Annotated in this window: 9 protein-coding genes; 2 read left to right on the top strand and 7 right to left on the bottom strand. The window is 65.0% G+C overall.

The genetic code is table 11. The features are described 5' to 3' along the window. Nucleotides 1–2: 2 nt before the first annotated feature. Genes LZ012_RS19475 through LZ012_RS19445 form a run of 7 tightly spaced genes read right to left on the bottom strand, consistent with a single transcriptional unit; the run spans nt 3 to nt 12,524 of the window. A complete protein-coding gene (locus LZ012_RS19475) occupies nt 3–2,243 on the bottom strand; it encodes an ATPase, T2SS/T4P/T4SS family (protein ID WP_275712650.1) in 2,241 nt (746 codons plus the stop codon). Beyond that, on the bottom strand, nt 2,240–3,445 hold the full coding sequence (locus tag LZ012_RS19470) for a sensor histidine kinase (protein WP_275712649.1): 1,206 nt from the start codon (nt 3,443–3,445) through the stop codon (nt 2,240–2,242). Before LZ012_RS19470 ends, LZ012_RS19475 begins: the two co-directional genes overlap by 4 nt. After that, complete coding sequence (locus LZ012_RS19465) at nt 3,442–4,086, bottom strand: GTP-binding protein (RefSeq protein WP_275712648.1); 645 nt, start codon at nt 4,084–4,086, stop codon at nt 3,442–3,444. Before LZ012_RS19465 ends, LZ012_RS19470 begins: the two co-directional genes overlap by 4 nt. An 11-nt stretch (nt 4,087–4,097) precedes the next feature. Next, nucleotides 4,098–4,670 (bottom strand): response regulator, encoded by a 573-nt coding sequence (locus tag LZ012_RS19460; RefSeq protein WP_275712647.1) that lies wholly within the window; start codon nt 4,668–4,670, stop codon nt 4,098–4,100. Beyond that, nucleotides 4,667–5,983 carry a response regulator c-di-GMP phosphodiesterase, NosR family gene (nosR, locus tag LZ012_RS19455; RefSeq protein ID WP_275712646.1) on the bottom strand — a complete coding sequence of 439 codons (1,317 nt, stop codon included), beginning with the start codon at nt 5,981–5,983 and terminating at the stop codon, nt 4,667–4,669. Before nosR ends, LZ012_RS19460 begins: the two co-directional genes overlap by 4 nt. After that, entirely contained in the window at nt 5,980–9,534 is a 3,555-nt protein-coding gene (locus LZ012_RS19450; RefSeq protein ID WP_275712645.1) for a PAS domain-containing protein, read from the bottom strand. Before LZ012_RS19450 ends, nosR begins: the two co-directional genes overlap by 4 nt. A 5-nt stretch (nt 9,535–9,539) precedes the next feature. Further along, nucleotides 9,540–12,524, bottom strand: coding sequence for an EAL domain-containing protein (locus tag LZ012_RS19445; RefSeq protein ID WP_275712644.1), 2,985 nt, complete (start codon nt 12,522–12,524; stop codon nt 9,540–9,542). 209 nt (nt 12,525–12,733) lie between these two features. On the opposite strand from LZ012_RS19445, the gene LZ012_RS19440 reads away from it, so the two are divergent. Further along, nucleotides 12,734–15,793, top strand: a complete 3,060-nt coding sequence (locus LZ012_RS19440) for a PAS domain S-box protein (protein ID WP_275712643.1) — start codon at nt 12,734–12,736, stop codon at nt 15,791–15,793. A 116-nt stretch (nt 15,794–15,909) separates the two neighbouring features. After that, nucleotides 15,910–18,419: MASE1 domain-containing protein (locus LZ012_RS19435; protein WP_275712642.1), on the top strand; the 2,510-nt coding region annotated here is incomplete at its 3' end.

The following is an 18,419-nucleotide window of genomic DNA, read 5'->3' as shown; positions in this document are numbered from 1 at the left end:
GTTCACTCCTCCCCGGCCTGCGGCCCCAGTACGCGCAGGATTTCTTCCAGGCTGGTGGCCCCCGCCTCGACACGCTCGACGGCATGGCAACCGATGCCGCGCAAGCCCTTCTGGCGAACCAGGCGGCGGATTTCCAGCACGCTGGCGCCGCTGCCGATGCGGTCGCGCATGTCGTCGTCCAGCGTCAGGACCTCGTACAGGCCGACCCGCCCCTTGTAGCCCGAACCGTGGCACTGCGTGCAGCCGGCGCCGCGCCACGCCTTTTCCAGCGTCGCGAAGGCACCGCCCAGCCGGGCCCGCAGGCGCGGGTCGGTCGCCACCTCGGTCCGGCAATGCGGGCAGATCTGGCGCACCAGGCGCTGGGCGATGATGCCCTCCAGCGCCGTGGCCACGACATAGGGCTTGAGGCCGAGGTCGAACAGGCGGGCGATGGTGGCAATGGCCGAATTGGTGTGCAGGGTCGAATAGACCAGGTGGCCGGTCAGCGCCGCGTGGAAGGCCACTTCGGCGGTTTCGAAATCGCGGATTTCGCCGAGCAGGACGACATCCGGGTCCTGGCGGAGCAGGGCGCGCAGCACGGCGGGGAAGGTCAGGCCGATTTTCTCCTTGACCAGCACCTGCCCGGCCATGTCGAGGTAATACTCGACCGGGTCTTCGATGGTGACGTAGTTCTTGTCCGGCGTCGCATCGTGCTGGAGCAGGGAGTACAGGGTGGTGGTCTTGCCGCTGCCGGTCGGCCCGGTGGCCAGGATGATGCCCTGCGGCCGGGCCACCATGTCGGTGACGCGCGGCAGGTCGACGGCGGAAAAGCCGAGCCGGTCGAGGCCATGCACCGCCGAATTGCGATCGAGGATGCGCATCACCACCTTTTCGCCGTTGATGGTGGGCAGGGTCGAAATGCGCAGGTCGACCATGCGCATCGGCGTCTTGACGGTGATCCGCCCGTCCTGTGGGCGGCGGCGCTCGGAGATGTCGAGTTCCGACATGATCTTCAGGCGCGACACCAGCGACTGGTGCATCTGGTGCGGGATGTGGATCTTGTCGACCAGCACGCCGTCGATGCGGTAGCGCACGATCACGCTCTTGGTGCGCGGCTGGATGTGGATGTCCGAAGCGCCGAGCCGGATGGCTTCGACGATGATGGCGTTGGCGATGCGGATGGCCGGCGGCGACTCGGTGTCGCGCAGCAGGTCTTCGAGCTTGGCCGCATCGTCGTCTTCGATGACGACTTCGATGCCCTCGTAGGGGTCGGGCGAGGCGACCAGGGTTTCCAGGTCCTTGAAATCGACTTCCCCGGCCTTGTAGATTTCCTGGATCTTGGCCCGGATGGCGGCGATATCGGCGGTGACGATATGGATGTCGAGGCCGGCCGTGAAGCGGATTTCCTCGATCAACCCCTCGTCGAGCGGGTCGGCCATGGCCAGCATCAGGCGTTTGCCTTCGAGCTTGAGCGGGACGACCAGCTGACGCTGGCAGAAGCTGTGCGGAATCAGGTCGCTGAGCACCGCATCGACGCGGAATTCGGCGAGCTGAACCTCCTCGATCTGCATCTCCTTGGTCAGCAGCTTGCGGATATGCCGCTCATCGACCCAGTCCTTCTCCAGCAGCAAGGCGATCAGCGGCTCCTTGCGCCGCTCCTGCAGCATGGTCAGTTCCTGCAGCTGCGCCGAGGTGAGTAGGTTCTTCTTGTGCAGCATGATGCCCAGCCGGCTGTGGTGCGTCGCCGCCAGCCGCGACAGGGCCGAGATTTCCTTGGCCTTCTTGTCGTTTTCCGATTTCAGTACCCGGTTGCGGGCGATCAGGTCGAACTGTTCGAGGGCGAGGGCCACCGTCACCCGCAGGTCGTCGTCGTTCCACGGCTTGAGGATGAACTTGTAGACCGCCCCATCGTTGATGGCGCCCATCACGGCGTCGGTATTGGCATGGCCGGTGAGCATGATGCGGATGGTGTCCGGCGAGCGCTGCTTGACCTCGTGCAGGAACTGGGCGCCGGTCATGCCGGGCATCATGAAATCGCTGATCACCAGATGCAACGGGCCTTCGGCCAGCCGCTCCAGGCCTTCCTTGCCGCTGCCGGCGGTGACTACCTCGTAGTTCTCCTGGCGGAAGACGCGGGTCAGCGCCTTGACGATGCCCGCCTCGTCGTCGACCAGCAGCAGGCGGTATTTGGGCGGCGTCAGATAGCTGGCCGGCGCCTGTGGCGCCGCGGTCTTGCCGGTGAACAGGCTGGCGTAGTCGGTCATGTCGGCGTCGGGAAGAAGAGGGTCACGGTGGTGCCGACATTCGGCGTGCTGGCGAGGTCGATGCGGCCGCTATGGGCGAGGACGATATTGCGTGCCGTGGTCAGGCCCAGGCCGGCCCCCATGCCCACCGTCCGCGTCGTGTAGAAGGGCTGGAAGGCGCAGGCGCACTGCTCGGCGGTCATCCCCTTGCCGTCGTCGTGGATGGTGATGGTGATGCCGCTATCGTCGGCGAAACTGCCGATGCGCACCGTGCCCGGACGCTCGGCATCCTGGATGGCCTGCACGGCATTGCGGATCAGGTTGAAGAACAGCTGGTTGAGGTGCCCGGGCAGGCAGATCAGGCTGGGCAGCGGCAGCAGGTCGAGGCTCAGGTTGATCCCCGGCGGTAACTGGGTGTCGACAATGCTGGAAGCATGGCGCAGGCAGTTGTTCAGATCGGCGTACTCGTCGGTCGGCCGGTCGATGTTGGAAAAACTCTTCAGGTCGCTGACGATGCGGGCGATGCGGTCGATGCCTTTGGCGCTTTCGCCAAGCAGGTCGGCGCCATCCTCGAGCACGAAATCGAGGTCGAGCGCCTGCCAGCCCGCTTCGCCCTCGGCCAGCCGGGCCTTGAGCTGGCCGAACTTGTCGAGATAGGACTTGAAGGTGCTCAGGTTGCTGCGCACGAAACCGAGCGGGTTGTTGATCTCATGCGCCATGCCGGCGGCCAGCTGGCCGACCGAGGCGAGTTTCTCGGCTTCGTAGAGCATCTGCTGACGCTCTTCCAGCTCGGCGACCTGGGTCTTGACCCGCGCTTCCAGTTCCTCCGACAGCTTGCGATAGCGGGCTTCCGATTCGAGCAGGTGGGCGTGTTCGCGCTTCAACGATTCGAAATCCGCAGCGACGGCTTCCAGGTGCAGCGTCGACGCCATCTTGAAGCGCAGTTCGGCGCGCAGCAGGGCGGTGACCAGCCGGGCTCCGGCGGCCAGCGTGGCGGGGGCTGCCGTCCGGCTGGCGACGAAGCCGATCGGTTCCAGTTCGAGGATCACCGGCTGGCGCCGGGCATCGGCCGCCAGCACGCCCCAGAGCAGGGTTTCGTCGTAGTCGAGGAGGGCGGCGTCGCCGCCCAGCAGTTCGCCGAGGGCCGGCCCGATGCGCGACAGCGCCGGCGTGTCGAGCAATTCGCCGAGGTGCCATTCGTGATCGAAGCCGACGTCGTTCATGGCTGCCCCAGCACTCCGGCGATGAAAGCGTCCTCGCCCAGGCCGTGCACCGTCGCCAGTTCGAGGCTGTCGGCATGGCGTCGATACACGGCGCGCAGCAAGGCTTCGAAGGTGGCTGCTATCCCGGTGCCGTCGAGGGCGACGGCGAAAACCAGCGGCCAGGGCGCCGCTGACCAGCGCTCGCGGATTTCCGGCTCGGGTACGGCGGTCGGCAGATCGCACTTGTTGAACTGGACGACCAGCGGCAACTGCTCGAAATCGAGGCCGACCCGATGGCAGTTCTCGGCCATGCTCTGGAACGATTCGCCATTGTTGGTTTCCTGTGCACGGTCCGAATCGGCGACGAAGACGATGCCGTCGGCCCGCGACAGGACCGCCTTGCGCGTGCCGTCGTGGGCGACCTGGCCAGGGACGGTGAACAGCCGGAACTTGAGCAGCAGCCCGGATGGGGCGCGGAAACCGAGCGGCAGCAGGTCGAAGAACAGGGTGCGGTCGTCCTTGGTCTCCATGGTCATCAACTCGCCCTTCAGCTCGGGCGACAGCAGATCGTGCAGGCGCAGCAGATTGGTCGTCTTGCCGCTCTGCGCCGGTCCGTAATAGACCAGCTTGAAGGTCAGGCTGTTGGCGTCGCGCTCGGGCATGGTCGCGGGCTTCAGGACGGGTCTTTGGACTGGAACTCGGGGTCGAGGAGGACCGAGCCGTCCGGCCCCCAATTGACCGCAGTGATGCCCGGTTCCATGCCTTCCAGGCGTTCGACCTCCAACTGCTCGGGCGTCGTGTCGCCCATTTCGAGGCGGACCAGATTGGCCAGCTGGCGGTTTTCCAGCAACAGCTCGCGATGGGCCAAGGCCTGGCCGATGGCCGACAACAGGTCGTAGTCGTTCCACGGCTTGCCAATGAAGCGTTCGATGCCCACTTCATTGACCGCGCGGACCAGCGCGTTGAGGTCGGCGTAGCCGGAGAGGATCAGGCGGGCGGCGTCGGGCTGCAGTTCCTTGGTTTGCTTCAGAAACTCGATGCCGTCCATACCGGGCATGCGGAAATCGCTGATGAACAGGTCGAACTCTTCGTGGCGGGCGCGCTCGAGTGCCTCGGCCGGCACATGGAAGGCCTCGACCTCGAGATTGAAGGTCTTGTTGCCGTAGGTGCAGGGCGCCACGCGCAGCAGGCGGCGCAGGGATTTGAGGATTTCCACCTCGTCATCGACGATCATGATGCGGCTCATTTTGCCTCCTGGCGGATATAGAGCGTCAGCAGCTGCTTTTCGCTCTGTTCCAGCTTGACCAGCTGGCCGATGACGTCGGCGGTCAGCGCGCTGCCCTTGGCGAGCAACAGATAGCCGTCGCGGTGCGCCAGATCGCGGCTGAGCACCATGCCGGGCTTCAGGTGCATGGTGCGCAGCGGCAGTTCGACCTGCCCGGCCTTCGGCGTTTCGGCCAGCACCTTGATGAAGGTGTCCACCACCTTCGGGTCGTAGCGCTTGCCGCGGTTGTCGATCAGGTAGGCCTGGGCTTCCTCGGAGCGCAATGGGCGCTGGACCAGCGTGCCCATCTGCAGCGAGTCGTAATCGTTGACCACGCACAGGATGCGGCTGCCCTGCGGGATGGCGATGCCGGCCAGACGGTCGGGGTAGCCGCTGCCGTCGAAGCATTCGTGATGGTGGCGGACGATCACCGCCGCTTCCTTGAACTTCTCGATGGCGATCAGGATGTTCTGGCCGATCACCGGGTGCTTCATGACCATCGCCCGCTGGTCCTGGGTCAGCGTGTTGTACGGCTTGCCGAGCAGCTCGTCGGGCAGGCCGAGCTTGCCGATGTCGTGCAGCAGGCCGGCCAGCGTGATGTTCTGGATCTCGGTGTCGGGCATGCCCAGGCGCTGCGCCACAGTGCGCGCCGTGTCGGCGACCCGCCGGCCATGGCCAGCCAGCCGGCTGCCGCCCGGGCCGCTGCGCAGCTCGACCATGCCGGCAAAGACCTGGACGCTGGTCAGGAAGGATTTCTTCAATTCGGCGTGGGTCTGTTCGACAAAGCTCAGCGCCTGCTGCAGTTCGGAAGTCCGCTCGGCGACCTTCTGTTCCAGGCTGGCGTTCAGGTTCTTCAGTTCGTCGTTCTGCGCCTGGGTCAGCGCCGTCAGGCGGCGGTTTTCCGATTCCAGCTTCTGGCGTTCGAGTGCCTCGCGCACCACATTGACGATCTCGTTGTCGTCCCACGGTTTGGAGATGTAGCGGTAGATTTCGCCTTCGTTGATGGCGGCGATGGTCGACGTCACGTCGGCGTAGCCGGTGAGTAGGATGCGCACGGTCTCCGGCCAGCGCTGGCGAACCTGGCGGAGGAAGGTGGCACCATCCATTTCCGGCATGCGCATGTCGGAAATAATCAGGTCGACCGCCGTCTTTTCCATCTCGGCCAGCCCCTGGGCGCCGCTTTCGGCGATCAGTATCCGGTAGCCGAACTGCCGGAAGAGGCGGCGCAGGGCGGAAAGTATCCCCGGCTCGTCATCGACGAACAACAAGGTGGCGGGAGTGCCTGTTTCACTCATGCAGAAGTCTCCGTGGTGGATCCGGACTGATCGGCTGTCTGATTGACGGGAAGGGTGATCCGGAAGGTGCTGCCCTGGCCGACCACGCTGTCCACTTCAATGCACCCGTGGTGTTTCTCCACGATACCGTAAGACAGCGACAGGCCCAAGCCCGTCCCCTTGCCGACCGGCTTGGTGGTGAAGAAGGGCTCAAAGATGCGTTTCATGTGTTCGGGGGCGATTCCCTTGCCGGTGTCGCGAATCTCGATGCGGACCTGGTCGCCGGCGTCGAGTGCCGTGCGGATTGTAATGGTGCCCTGCGTTTCGATGGCGTGGCCGGCATTGACCAGCAGATTCATGAATACCTGGTTGAGCTGCGAAATCATGCAATAGACCTTGGGCAGGTCGCCGTATTCCTTGACCACCTGGCATTTGTACTTCAGGTCGTTCCACACGATGTTGAGGGTCGAATCGAGCCCCTGGTGCAGGTCGGCCCACTGCCATTCCTGCTCGCTGACGTGTGAGAAGTTCTTCAGGTCCTGGACGATCTTGCGGACCCGTGCCAGGCCATCCTTGGACTCGCTGAGCAACAGGCCGATGTCGCCGGCGATATAGTCGAAATCGCGCTCCTCCTTGAGCACCTTGATCGCGCCGAAAGCCGGCGTTTCGCTGCCCTGGGCCAACTTGTCGTAGCCGGCGATGATGTCCATCAGGTCGCGGATGTAGCCGTCCAGGGTGCCCAGGTTGGAATGCACGAAGCCGATCGGATTGTTCAACTCGTGTGCTACCCCTGCTGCCAACTGGCCGATCGACGCCATCTTTTCCGACTGCAGCAACTGGTTATGGGCTTCTTCCAGCTTTTTGTTCAGCGTCCGCTGCTCGCTCAGATTGGCCGCCACCGCCAGTTGCTGCGACTTGCGGTCGCTGATGTCGGTCAGCACGCCGTCGTAGAACAGAACCCGGCCCTCGGCGTCGCGGCGCACGATGGTGCGATCGACTATCCAGATGCTCCGGCCGTCGCGGGTCAATACCCGGTACTCCTGCTCGTAGCCGGAGGCGCCGGCCGCCGTCTTGCTGAGCGCCTCGTCGACGATGCGTGCTACATCGTCCGGATGCACCAAGGAGGCGAAGTCCGGCTTGCCGGCCTGCAGCTCGTCGGGAGTGTAGCCCCACTGCACGACGTTTTCCGACACGAAAATGACCGGCCAGCCCTCCGCTGCCGCCCAGCGGAAACAGACGACCGGGCTGGCATTGACCACCTGGTTGGCGATTTTCAGCGCCTTGTCGGCGCGCTGCTGGTGAATGATGCGCCAGGCCTCGTTGCCCAGCAGTTGCAGGGTCTCGATGTCGAATTCGGCATAGGGCTGCGCCTTGTCGGCGAGGGCGATGAGCATACGGACCTGGCCGTTTTCGCTGACCGGCACGCTGACCAGGCGGCTCGTCGCCGGCTGGCCGGAGTTGCGGTCGGCCAGGGTGCCGCCGTTGGCGATCACCGGCCGGCGCAGGCGGGCCGCATCGGCCCAGGCGGCGGCCTCGGCCAGCGAGTCGGAGCACTCGGTCGCGCTCGGCAGTCCGGTATCGAGCAAGTGTGGCGCATTGGCGGCCAGGGTGATGCTGTTCGTGTCCTCATTGACAAAATACATGAAGCCGAGGGGGCTGCCGGTCAGGTCGCTGGCCACTTCGAGCACGTAGGTCAGGAAGTCCTGTTCGTCCATTTCCTGGCTGCGTCCGGGCAGGGCGAGCAGCGCGGTGGCCCGGCTGTTCTGCAGGGCGAGCATCTGTTCGCCCTGTTTGCGGCGGGTGATGTCCATCGTGATGCCGCCCAGTTCCGGCGGGCCGTCGCCGTGCGGGATGGGGAACTTGGTGACTTCATAGATCTTGTCACCCACTTTTTCCTCAAATGTTTCCGCCTGGCCGCTGGCAATGATGCGGCGGTCGGACGCCGCATAGCGCCGACCCTGTTCGCCGGGGAAAACCTCCTCGGTCAGGCGGCCTATGATGTCCTTCGGGTCGCGGCCGAGCATTTGCTGGAAGCGACTGTTGGCAACCAGCACCCGGGTGTCGCTGTCCTTGATATAGGCCATGCCGGGCAACTGGTCGATGAAGCGGCCCAGGGTTTCCAGCGTTTTCTGGCGCTGCTGTTCGGCGACCACGCGCTGCGTGATGTCCTCCATCACCACCAGCAGGTAATCGGGGTTGCCGTCCGCCTTGTGGACCACGCGGGTAGCGATGAAGACGTCGACACTGCGGCCGTCGCCGCGCAGGTAGTGCTTTTCCGTCTCGTACTCGTCGTCCTCGCCGCGCATGGCCTGGTCGAACAGGCCGATGGCGACGGCCGGTCCGCCCGGGCCGCCGAAGTCGTCGAGCGACCGGTCGAGCAGGTCGCCGGCCGTGCAGCCGAGAATGCCGCACAGTGCCGGATTGACGGCCAGCCAGCGCCCGTCCGGGGTGACGATGCCCATGCCGACCATGGCGTTGTCGAAAAAGACCCGGAAACGTTGTTCGGTAACCTTTTGCCGGGCATTGGAGCGGACCACGGCGGCGGTGCCGGCGGCGAGCAGCAGCTGGAGCAGGATCAGGTAGGCGTAAGTGGTCCAATCGCCTTCCCGGGTCAGCCTGGCCAGCCGGTCGGTCGACAGCCGCGTGACGACCCGCCAGCGGCGCATCGATTCGGCCGCATTCTGGGGCAGCCGCGGCGTGCTGTAGATGTCGTCGATACTGCGATAGTTGGCGAGCAGCGGATAGGCTGTCTGGTAGGTCCACAGGCCGTCGGCATCGATGAACTGGCCATGGTCGTCCTGCATCCTGGCCCACGCCTGCGGAAAGCGTGCCGTCAGGCTGCGCTGGGCGTCGTCGAACATGAAGCCCCATTCGTCGTTGCGGTTGGGGGCGTGCATGAAGTAGCCGTCGCTGCTCAGCACCATCAGGCGGTCGCGTACCTTGGGCGTCACCGTCTCGGTGAAAGCCAGCATCTCTTCCGCCAGATAGGTCAGCATCAGGATGCCGCGCTTCTTGCCGCGGCCGTCGGCCAGCGGGGTGGCAAAGCGGATGACCGGCTTGTACGGCACTTCGACGGTGCCGTTCTCGGTGCTCAGCTCGGTCCGCGACAGGTACTGCTGCCCCGGCTTCAGTCGCATGGCCTCGATGAAATAGCGCTCGCTGGCCCGGTTCTGCGGTTTGGCGCCCTGTTCGCTGACCGGCTGTCCGTTTTTCAGACTGACCCGCAGGCGCTCCTGGCCGTTGGCGTCGATCCACGACATCCGGTCGTAAACCGGGCGCGAATACAGGAAGTCCCGCAGGCTGCGCTCCATGCGCACCAAGTCCGGCTCGCCGCTCGCCGTCGGCGAGTCGGGGATGGCATTGTTGCGGGCCAGGTATTCCAGTTCGCTGCGGACGATCTGCATGCGCAGGTCGAGGGCGGCGGCGCCCATCCCGACACTGAGCATTTCGTTGGCTTTCAGGTCGCTCAGTCGCGCTTCTCTTTGCTCGCCGATGTACAGCCAGGCGCTGCCCAGAACGGTCAGCGAAATAGGCAGGAACAAACGCAGGAAGGCCTGGAGCGGGCTGACCATGGGGCTCAGGCGGGTGGCGGGGTGTCGCGCCCCTGGATGTTCTTGACCATGCGAAAGGCTTCGCGGATCTGCTCGCGCAGCTGGTCGTCGTCCCACGGCTTGGTCAGGAACTTGTACACCGCCCCACGGTTGATGGCGCCGGTCACCGAGTCGAGATCGGTGTAGCCGGTCAGCACCATGCGTACCGTGTCGGGGTAGAGCTGGCGCACCCGGGACAGGAATTCGGTGCCCGACATGGTCGGCATGCGCTGGTCGGAAATGACCACCTGCGCCGGGGTGACGGCCAGTTTCTCAAACGCTTCGGCCGGCGATTCGGCCGTCATGATGTGGTAGCCCTCGCGGCGTAGCAGACGGCTGAGGGAATTCAGGATGTTCGGCTCGTCGTCGACCAGCATCAGGGTATGGGCGTGTTCCCGTTCTTCGTCGAAGATCGGCAGGTTCTTGGTGCCGAGCAGCAGTGGGGCGAACTGGTCGGCCGGCAGGGGGCGGCTGAACAGGTAGCCTTGCATCGAGTCGCAGTGCCGGCCGCGCAGGAACTTGGCCTGGGCCTCGGTTTCCACCCCTTCGGCGAGGACCGACAGATTCAGGCTGCGCGCCATGACGATGGCGGCGGTGGCAATGGCGGCATTGACCGGGTTTTCGATGATGTCGCGGACAAAGCTCTGGTCGATCTTGATCTTGTCGAAGGGGAAGCGCGAGACGTAGGCGAGCGACGAATAGCCGGTACCGAAGTCGTCGAGCGACAGCTTGACGCCCAGCTGTTTCAGTTCCCGGCAAATGCTCACCGCCTGGTCGACGTCGTCGATGAAGGCGTTTTCGGTGATTTCGAGTTCCAGCGCGGCGGCAGGCAAGCCGGTTTCGGCCAGCACGTTGCGGACCATGGCGATCAGGTTCGGCTGGCGGAACTGGCGGGCCGACAGATTGACCGCCACGCGCAGCGGCACCAGCCCGAGATCGCGCCACGCCTTGGTCTGCTGGCAGGCGGTCCGCAGCACCCATTCGCCGATCGGGATGATCAGCCCGTTTTCTTCGGCGATGGCGATGAACTCAAGCGGCGAGACCTGGCCGAAATCCGGGTTGTTCCAGCGCAGCAGGGCTTCCATGCCGAGCATCTGGCCGCTGTCCAGGCTGATCTGCGGCTGGTAATAGACGCTCATCTCCTCGCGTTCGAGGGCGCCGCGCAGGGCGACTTCGAGGCCCAGGCGGCGGGCGGCGTCGGCGTCCATTTCCGGCGAATAGAAGCGGAAAGTGTTGCGTCCGCCTTCCTTGGCGCGGAGCAGCGCGATGTCGGCACATTTCAGCAAGTCGGCGCTGCCTTCGCCATTTTTGGGGGCGACGCTGATGCCGATGCTGGCGGTGATGGTCACCGCTTGCCCGTTGACCATCACCGGCACCGAAATGGCTTCCAGCATGCGCTGGGCGAGCGAGATGGCGTCGCGCTCGTGGCCCAGGCTGCCCATCACGAAGCCGAACTCGTTGCCGCCCCGGCGCCCGACCGTATCGCCTTCGCGCACCTGCAGCGACAGGCGGCGGGCGACCTCGATCAGCACCTCGTCGCCGGTCGGCGGGCCGAGCGTGTCGTTGATCACCCGGAAGCGGTCGAGGTCGAGCAGGATGACCGCCGTGCCGCGCTCGAAGCGGCGGGCGCTCATCAGCGACTGTTCCAGGCGGTCGGCAAACAGGCTGCGGTTGGGCAGGCCGGTCAGGCTGTCGTAGCTGGACAGGTACTGGATGCGCTCGGCGGCTTCCTGGCGTTCCGACAGGTCGCTGAAGATGGCGACGAAATGGGTCGCCCCGCCGTCGGGGTTGTTCAGCGCCGAGACGTTCAACCACTCGGTGTACAACGAGCCGTCCTTGCGCCGGTTGGTGATTTCCCCCTGCCAGTTGCCGTAGAGATTGAGCTTGTTCCAGATGTCCTGGTAGAAGGCCGCCGAATGTACGCCGGATTTAAGCAGGGCCGGCGTACGGCCGATCACCTCGCCGTTCTGGTAGCCGGTGACCTGGCAAAAGGCCTCGTTGACCAGCAGGATGTTGCTTTGCGCATCGGTGATGCAGATGCCGTCGCGAATGCGCTGGAAGACCATGCCGGTCAACAGGCGGTCCGCCTCGGCCGCCTTGCGCGGCGTGATGTCGGTCAGGGTGCCGACGGAGCGTTCGGCGTCGCCCTGCGTCGTATGGCGGACGACCTTGCCCCGGCATTCGATCCAGATCCACCGGCCGTCCTGATGGCGGATGCGGTATTCGGCCGGGACGACGCCGCGCTCGGTGTGCAGGCGGCTGAAACTCTGTTCGGCCCGCGCCTGGTCTTCGGGGTGTACCCGCGCCAGCATCTCGCTCAGCGCTTGTGGTCCGCTGTCCAGGCCGAACAGGCTGTTCAGCGAGGCATTCCATTCGAGGCGTCCGGAGGCGTGGTCGAGTTCCCAGATGCCGAAACCCGACGATTCCAGCGCCAGTTGCAAGCGGGTCGCCAGTTGGGCATTTTCGCTGACTCGGCGCTGCACCTCGTCTTCCAGCCACTGCTGCTGGGTGGCCTGCAGGTCACGCGCCTGCTTCAGTTCGAGCTGGGCGCGGACACGGGCGATGAGAACCGCATTCTTGACCGGCTTGGTGATGTAATCGGCCGCCCCTTCGTCCAGACCGCGCTGCTCGTCGATCTGGTCGCCCAGGGCGGTGACGAAAATGACCGGGATGTGGCGGGTTTTGTCGTCCTTCTTCAGCGCCTCGAGAACGGCGTGGCCGTCCATGTCCGGCATCATGATGTCGAGCAGGATCAGGTCCGGCCGGGGTTCGAGGCGGGCGTAGCGCAGGGCGACGGCGCCGGAATTGGCGACGCGGACCTCGGCGCCCTCCAGGTGCACCATTTCGGCCAGGGTCGCCAGGTTGTCGGGCAGGTCGTCGACGACCAGGATGAGCGGAGGCTGGCCGTTCGAGAATACGAATTTCCGGCCTGTCGGCTTGTCCGATGACGGCTCCCATGCGGCACTGCTCAAGGGCTGATCTCCCATTTTTGTCTTCTTTGCTAGTTTCTCTCCACGGTCACAGGCTGTCCACCTGATTGTGGACTTATTGGCATCGTTTGTTTCCAGCCTTCGAGAATGCCATATCATTAAGCGCTGGATGTCCTCATCTGGCAATACCGGAAAACATGACTAATCAATATAGTCTGAGTGACAGGCGCTCTTTTGCCAAGGAATGGATCGTGCTGGTTGCCGCACTGATCCTGTTCGCCCTGCAGACGGCCTATCACCTGTACCAGACCCGGAAAATGATCGAACAGGACGCCATCGGCCGCCTGGAGAATCACAGCCTGGTACTGAAGGAGGCTGTTGAGCGCCGCCTCGCGGCGATCAATGCCACCCTCCTGCACCTGCGCCAAACGGCTTCCGCCAAAATGGCCAGCAAGGAAAGCCGGGATGCCGCGGTGCAGGAAATAGGCGACTTGCTCAATATTCTCAATTCGGTACGCACCCTGTCCGTTCTGAATGCCGACGGGACGGTCATCGCCAGCAACCGGAGCGAGCTGATCGGGCAGAATTTCGCCCAGCGCGAATATTTCGGTGCCCTGAAAAAGCAGCCGCGTCCGGATCGTCTGCACGTATCGCCGCCGTTTACCACGGTGATGGGGGTGTACACCATGAACGTGGTGCGGCCGATATACGACCGGCAGGGGGCGTTTGCCGGGATCGTGTCGGCGACGATCGACGTGGTCAATCTCGGCAAGCTGATCGAGGCCATGCATCCGAGCGAAGGCACGCGACTGAGTGTCAATCATGGCGATGGCACGCTGCTCGTGCTGGTGCCGGAGAGCGCCAATGCCAAGCCGGGAACCAATGTGAACAAGCCGGGCACTTTCTTTCGCCGCCATGTCGAGAGCGGCCAGCCGGACAGCCTGATGCATGGGGTATCCGGCATGCTGGGGGTGGACAGCATCTTGTCCATGCGCACCCTGCAGCCGGCCGAGCTGGGCATGGATGCGCCGCTGATGATCACCGCGGCCCACAAGCTGGACGATATCCTGGCGCCCTGGTACGAGCAGTTGTACGGGCGCGCGGCGCTGTTCCTGCTCGTCGCGGCGGCGCTCACCGTCGCGCTGCACCTGTACCAGCGCCAGGCCGGTCGGGCCCGGGATGTGCTGGCCGCGCTGATCGCTGCCTTTCCCGACGGCGTGGTGGTGCGCAACCAGGCCGGGGATATCGTGCTTAGCAACGAGCAGGCGCGTGCCATGCTCGGACCCGAGGCGCTGGCTGAGCGCTTGCGCGCCGTGGCTGATGGCGCCGGTCCGCAGCATGCCGAAATCCAGTTCGTCGATGCCACCGGAGCCAAGCGCTGGGCCGAGCTGCTCAGTGCGCCGCTGGCCTGGGAGGGTGCGCCGGGTGTCGCGGTCAGCATCCGTGACATCACCGAACGCAAGATCGGCGAGGAACAGCTGGGCAAACTGGTCAAGGCCGTCGACCAGAGTCCGGAAAGCATCGTGTTCACCGATCTCGACGGGACCATCGAGTACGTCAACGCGGCCTTCCTGAGCATCTCCGGCTATACCTGGGACGAAGTCATCGGCCAGAATCCGCGCATCCTGCAGTCGGGAGAAACGCCGCCCGAGCGTTTCCGAGAAATGTGGGCCAGCCTGAGCGCCGGCCGGCCGTGGCGCGGCGAATTCATCAACAAGCGCAAGGACGGCTCGCTCTATCTCGAGCAGGCCAGCATCGTACCGATCCGCCAGGCCGACGGCCGGATCACCCATTACGTGGCGGTCAAGCTCGACGTCACCGATCTGCGGCGCAACGAACGCGAACTGGCCGCCTATCGCGACGGCCTCGAGCGCCTGGTCGGCGAACGGACGACCGAGCTGGCTGCGGCCAAGGAGGCGGCGGAAAGCGCCAATCAGGCCAAGTCGTCCTTCCTGGCCAATATGAGCCACGAGATACGGACGCCGATGAACGCCATCCTCGGCCTCACTTACGTGCTGCTGCAAGGCGACCTGGCGGCCGATCAGGCCGACAAGGTGAACAAGGTCGCCGGCGCGGCAAACCACCTGCTGCAGATCATCAACGACATCCTCGACCTGTCGAAAATCGAGGCCGGCAAGTTGCAGCTCGAGGAGATGCCGTTCTCGCCCGGCGAACTCATCCACTCGGTCGCCAACATGATCCGCGACCGGGCGGCCGGCAAGGGGCTGACCCTGACGGTCGATGCCGAGGAGCTGCCGTGGTCCCTGCTCGGCGACGAAATGCGCCTGCGCCAGGTGCTGCTCAATTTTTCCAGCAATGCCCTGAAATTCACCGAGCACGGCTGCATCACCATTGCCGGCCGGGTGCTGGCCGAGCAGGACGGCATGGTCGAATGCCGGTTTTCGGTCAGCGACACCGGCATCGGTATCGCTCCCGGTGAGATCGAGCGTCTGTTCAAGCCTTTCGAGCAGCTCGACAATTCGACGACCCGCCGCTATGGCGGTACCGGCCTCGGCCTGGTTATCGCCCGCCACCTGGCCCGCCTGATGGGCGGCGACGTTGGCGTGGACAGCATCAAGGGCACCGGCAGCACCTTCTGGATCACCACCCGCCTGCGGCGTGCGGCCGGCGAGCCGCGCGTGGTGGCCGAGCCGAGCGATAGGCTGCGCATGATCGGGCGCGTCCTGCTCGCCGAGGACGAGCCGACCAACCGCGAAATCGGCTGCGTCCTGCTCAACAACGTCGGCATCGAAGTCGTCGCCGTCGGCGACGGCGCGGCGGCGGTCGAAGAGGTGAGGAAGGGCAAGATCGATCTGGTCCTGATGGATTTGCAGATGCCGGTCATGGACGGCCTGACGGCGACGACCTGGATCCGCGCCCTGCCCGCGGGGGGGCATGTGCCGATTGTCGCCCTGACCGCCAATGCCTTTCCGTCCGACCGCGAGCGCTGCCTGCAGGTCGGCATGGACGATTTCCTGGCCAAGCCGGTCGAGCCGGACGCGCTGTATGCGACCTTGGCGCGCTATCTTCAGGTCATCGTGCCGCTCCGCAGCGGTGGGGCGCGCAGCGAGCCGCCGCCGGTCATCGACCCGGGCGAGCTGGTTGCCGAATTACAGGGCGTGCGCGCCTTGCTGGCCACCGGCAACAGCCAGGCCGGCCGCCAGTTCGAAAAGATACGGGCGGCCATCCGGCAGCGCTTTCCCGATGACAGCCGGCGCCTGAGTCGCATGATCGAGCTGTACAACTTCGAGCCGGCCCTGGTGCTGGTCGACGAGCTGCTGTCGCGTCTGGCGGACGATCCCGGCAAATAACCGGCAAACCGGCAACAAGCCGGGAAAAGGGCGGGAAGTGTTGGCTATTTATCACTAAAGTAATAGCCGCTTGTGTATCATCATCAGCGACTGCTCCCATTTTCCGCCGATTTGCCATGATGATCGCCCGCTGCGCCATTCTCGCCTTGACCTATGTCGCGACCGGCTGGCTGGGGCTGCAGGTTCCCTATTCCGGCACCCACATCACCCTGGTCTGGCTGCCCACCGGCATTGCGGTCGCCGCGCTGCTGACCTGGGGGCGGGCCGTCTGGCCGGGCGTCGCCGCCGGCGCCTTTTTGGTCAACCTGGCCATCGGCTCGACGTGGTCGCTGGCGCTGTCCATCGCTGTCGGCAATACGCTGGCCCCCCTGTTGACGGTCGCCGTGCTGCGCCGTTTCGATTTTCGTCCGGCCCTCACGCGCCAGCGCGACGTGGCGGTTTTCATCGCGGCGGCCGGAGTGGGCATGCTGGCCTCGGCGACCGGGGGAGTGACCAGCCTGTGCGGCATGGGGCTGATCCCGGTCGAACAGATGGCTTACAACGGTTTGATCTGGTGGCTGGGGGATTTTGTCGGGGTCCTGCTCGCCGCGCCGCTGTTGCTGACCCTGAACCGGAAGAACCTCCGGCTGCTCGCCCGCTCGCCGGGCGAACTGATGCTGTGGTCGTTGGCCGCCGGCCTCGTCGCCTGGTTCGCCTTCGTCCGCGAGTACGAACACCTCGGCCGCACGCTGCCGCTGGCCTATCTGACCCTGCCCTTGATCGCCTGGGCCGCGCTGCGTTTCGGCATGACCGGCGCCGCCTTGTCCGGGCTGGGCTTTTCCGTCATCGCAGCGGTCAGCACGGCCACCGGCCACGGCACTTTCTTCCTGCCGGACGAGCATCTCAGCCTGTTCCTGCTCTGGGCCTACATGACCACCAGCGTGATGACCGGATTGCTCATCGCCGCCCTGCAGGCCGAGCGCTTTCGCAGCGAGCAGATCCTGCGCGAGAGCGAGCGCAAATTGCGCGGCCTGTTCGACCTGTCACCGCTGGGCATCGCGCTGACCGACATGCAGGGGCGCTACATCGATTTCAACGAATCCTTCCGCAACATCACCGGCTATCCGGCCGACGAACTGGCCAAGCTCGATTACTGGAAGCTGACGCCGCGCCAATACGAGGCCGACGAGGCGCGGCAGGTTGAGGCGCTCGCCCACAGCGGCCGCTATGGTCCGTACGAGAAGGAATACCGGCGCAAGGATGGCAGCCTGGTTCCGCTGCGGCTGAATGGCATGCTGGTCGACGACCTGGAGGGCAATCCCTGCGTCTGGTCCATCGTCGAGGACATCACCGCCCGCAAGCAGAGCGAAAGCGAACTGGAGCGCCATCGCCACCATCTTGAGACCCTGGTCGACGGGCGGACGCGGGAGTTGACCGAAGCGAAACTGGCTGCCGAATCGGCCAGCCGGGCGAAGAGCATTTTCCTGGCCAACATGAGCCATGAGTTGCGCACGCCGATGAACGGCATTCTCGGCATGGTCACGCTGGCCCGCCGCCAGATGAGCGACGAAACCGGGCTGGCCCAGCTCGACAAGGCGCGGGGGGCGGCCGACCACCTGCTCAAGGTGATCAACGATATCCTCGATATTTCCAAGATCGAGGCCGAACGGCTGGTGCTGGAAGAAAGCCCGGTCCGCATCAGCCAGGTGCTGGAAGAACTGCTGTCGCTGCTCGGCCAGCGGGCAGCCGAAAAAGGGCTGCGCCTGCATGTGGCGGTGCCCGACGGGCTGGCCCGCCTGCCGCTGGTCGGCGATCCGCTGCGTCTGGAGCAGGTCTTGATCAATCTGGTCGGTAATGCGCTGAAATTCACCGAGCACGGGGGCGTCACGCTGCATGCCGGCCTGGTCCGCGACATGCCGGACGAGGTCGTCGTCCGCTTCGACATCATCGATACCGGCATCGGCATCGAGCCGGAAACGCAGGAACGCCTGTTCACCGCTTTCGAGCAGGCCGACAACACGATGACCCGCCGCTACGGCGGCACCGGCTTGGGGTTGGCTATCAGCAAGCGCCTGGTCGGCTTGATGGGCGGCCATCTGGGCGTATTGAGCACGCCGGGGAAGGGTAGCAATTTCTGGTTCACGGCCCGCCTGCAGAAAGCGGGTGCGAACCTGCCCGATATGCCGCCGGCCGATCCGCCCTCGGTGCTGGCCTGCGAGCGGCTGATCCGGCAAAACCATCCCGGTGCCAGCGTGCTGGTCGTCGAGGACGAGCCGGTCGGCCGAGAGGTGGCGACCTGCCTGCTCGAAGAAGCCGGCCTGACCGTCGATATCGCGGAAAACGGTTGCCAGGCGGTGGAACTGGCCTGCGCCAAGACCTATGACCTGATCCTGATGGACATGCAGATGCCCCGGATGAACGGCGTCGAGGCGACGCAGGCCATCCGGGCCGATTCGTTGAATCGCGACACGCCCATCCTGGCCATGACGGCCAATGCCTTCGCGGAAGATCGCCTGATCTGCCTCGAAGCCGGGATGAACGACCACATCGCGAAGCCGGTCGATCCGGACGGGCTATTCGAAAGGCTGCTCCACTGGCTGGACCAGCCGCGTCCGCCGGAGCATGGCGCGGCTGCCGCGGCGCCGGC

Origin of the sequence: Dechloromonas hankyongensis (genome assembly GCF_022012295.1) — a bacterium.
Taxonomy (GTDB): Bacteria; Pseudomonadota; Gammaproteobacteria; order Burkholderiales; family Rhodocyclaceae; genus Azonexus; species Azonexus hankyongensis.
This window is presented reverse-complemented; position numbering and strand designations above follow the sequence as displayed.

What these genes read in the sequence shown, in the direction of transcription:
- LZ012_RS19475 (WP_275712650.1), bottom strand. Translation starts at nt 2,243, where the DNA reads ATGACCGACTACGCCAGCCTGTTCACCGGCAAGACCGCGGCGCCACAG.
- LZ012_RS19470 (WP_275712649.1), bottom strand. Translation starts at nt 3,445, where the DNA reads ATGAACGACGTCGGCTTCGATCACGAATGGCACCTCGGCGAATTGCTC.
- LZ012_RS19465 (WP_275712648.1), bottom strand. Translation starts at nt 4,086, where the DNA reads ATGCCCGAGCGCGACGCCAACAGCCTGACCTTCAAGCTGGTCTATTAC.
- LZ012_RS19460 (WP_275712647.1), bottom strand. Translation starts at nt 4,670, where the DNA reads ATGAGCCGCATCATGATCGTCGATGACGAGGTGGAAATCCTCAAATCC.
- nosR (WP_275712646.1), bottom strand. Translation starts at nt 5,983, where the DNA reads ATGAGTGAAACAGGCACTCCCGCCACCTTGTTGTTCGTCGATGACGAG.
- LZ012_RS19450 (WP_275712645.1), bottom strand. Translation starts at nt 9,534, where the DNA reads ATGGTCAGCCCGCTCCAGGCCTTCCTGCGTTTGTTCCTGCCTATTTCG.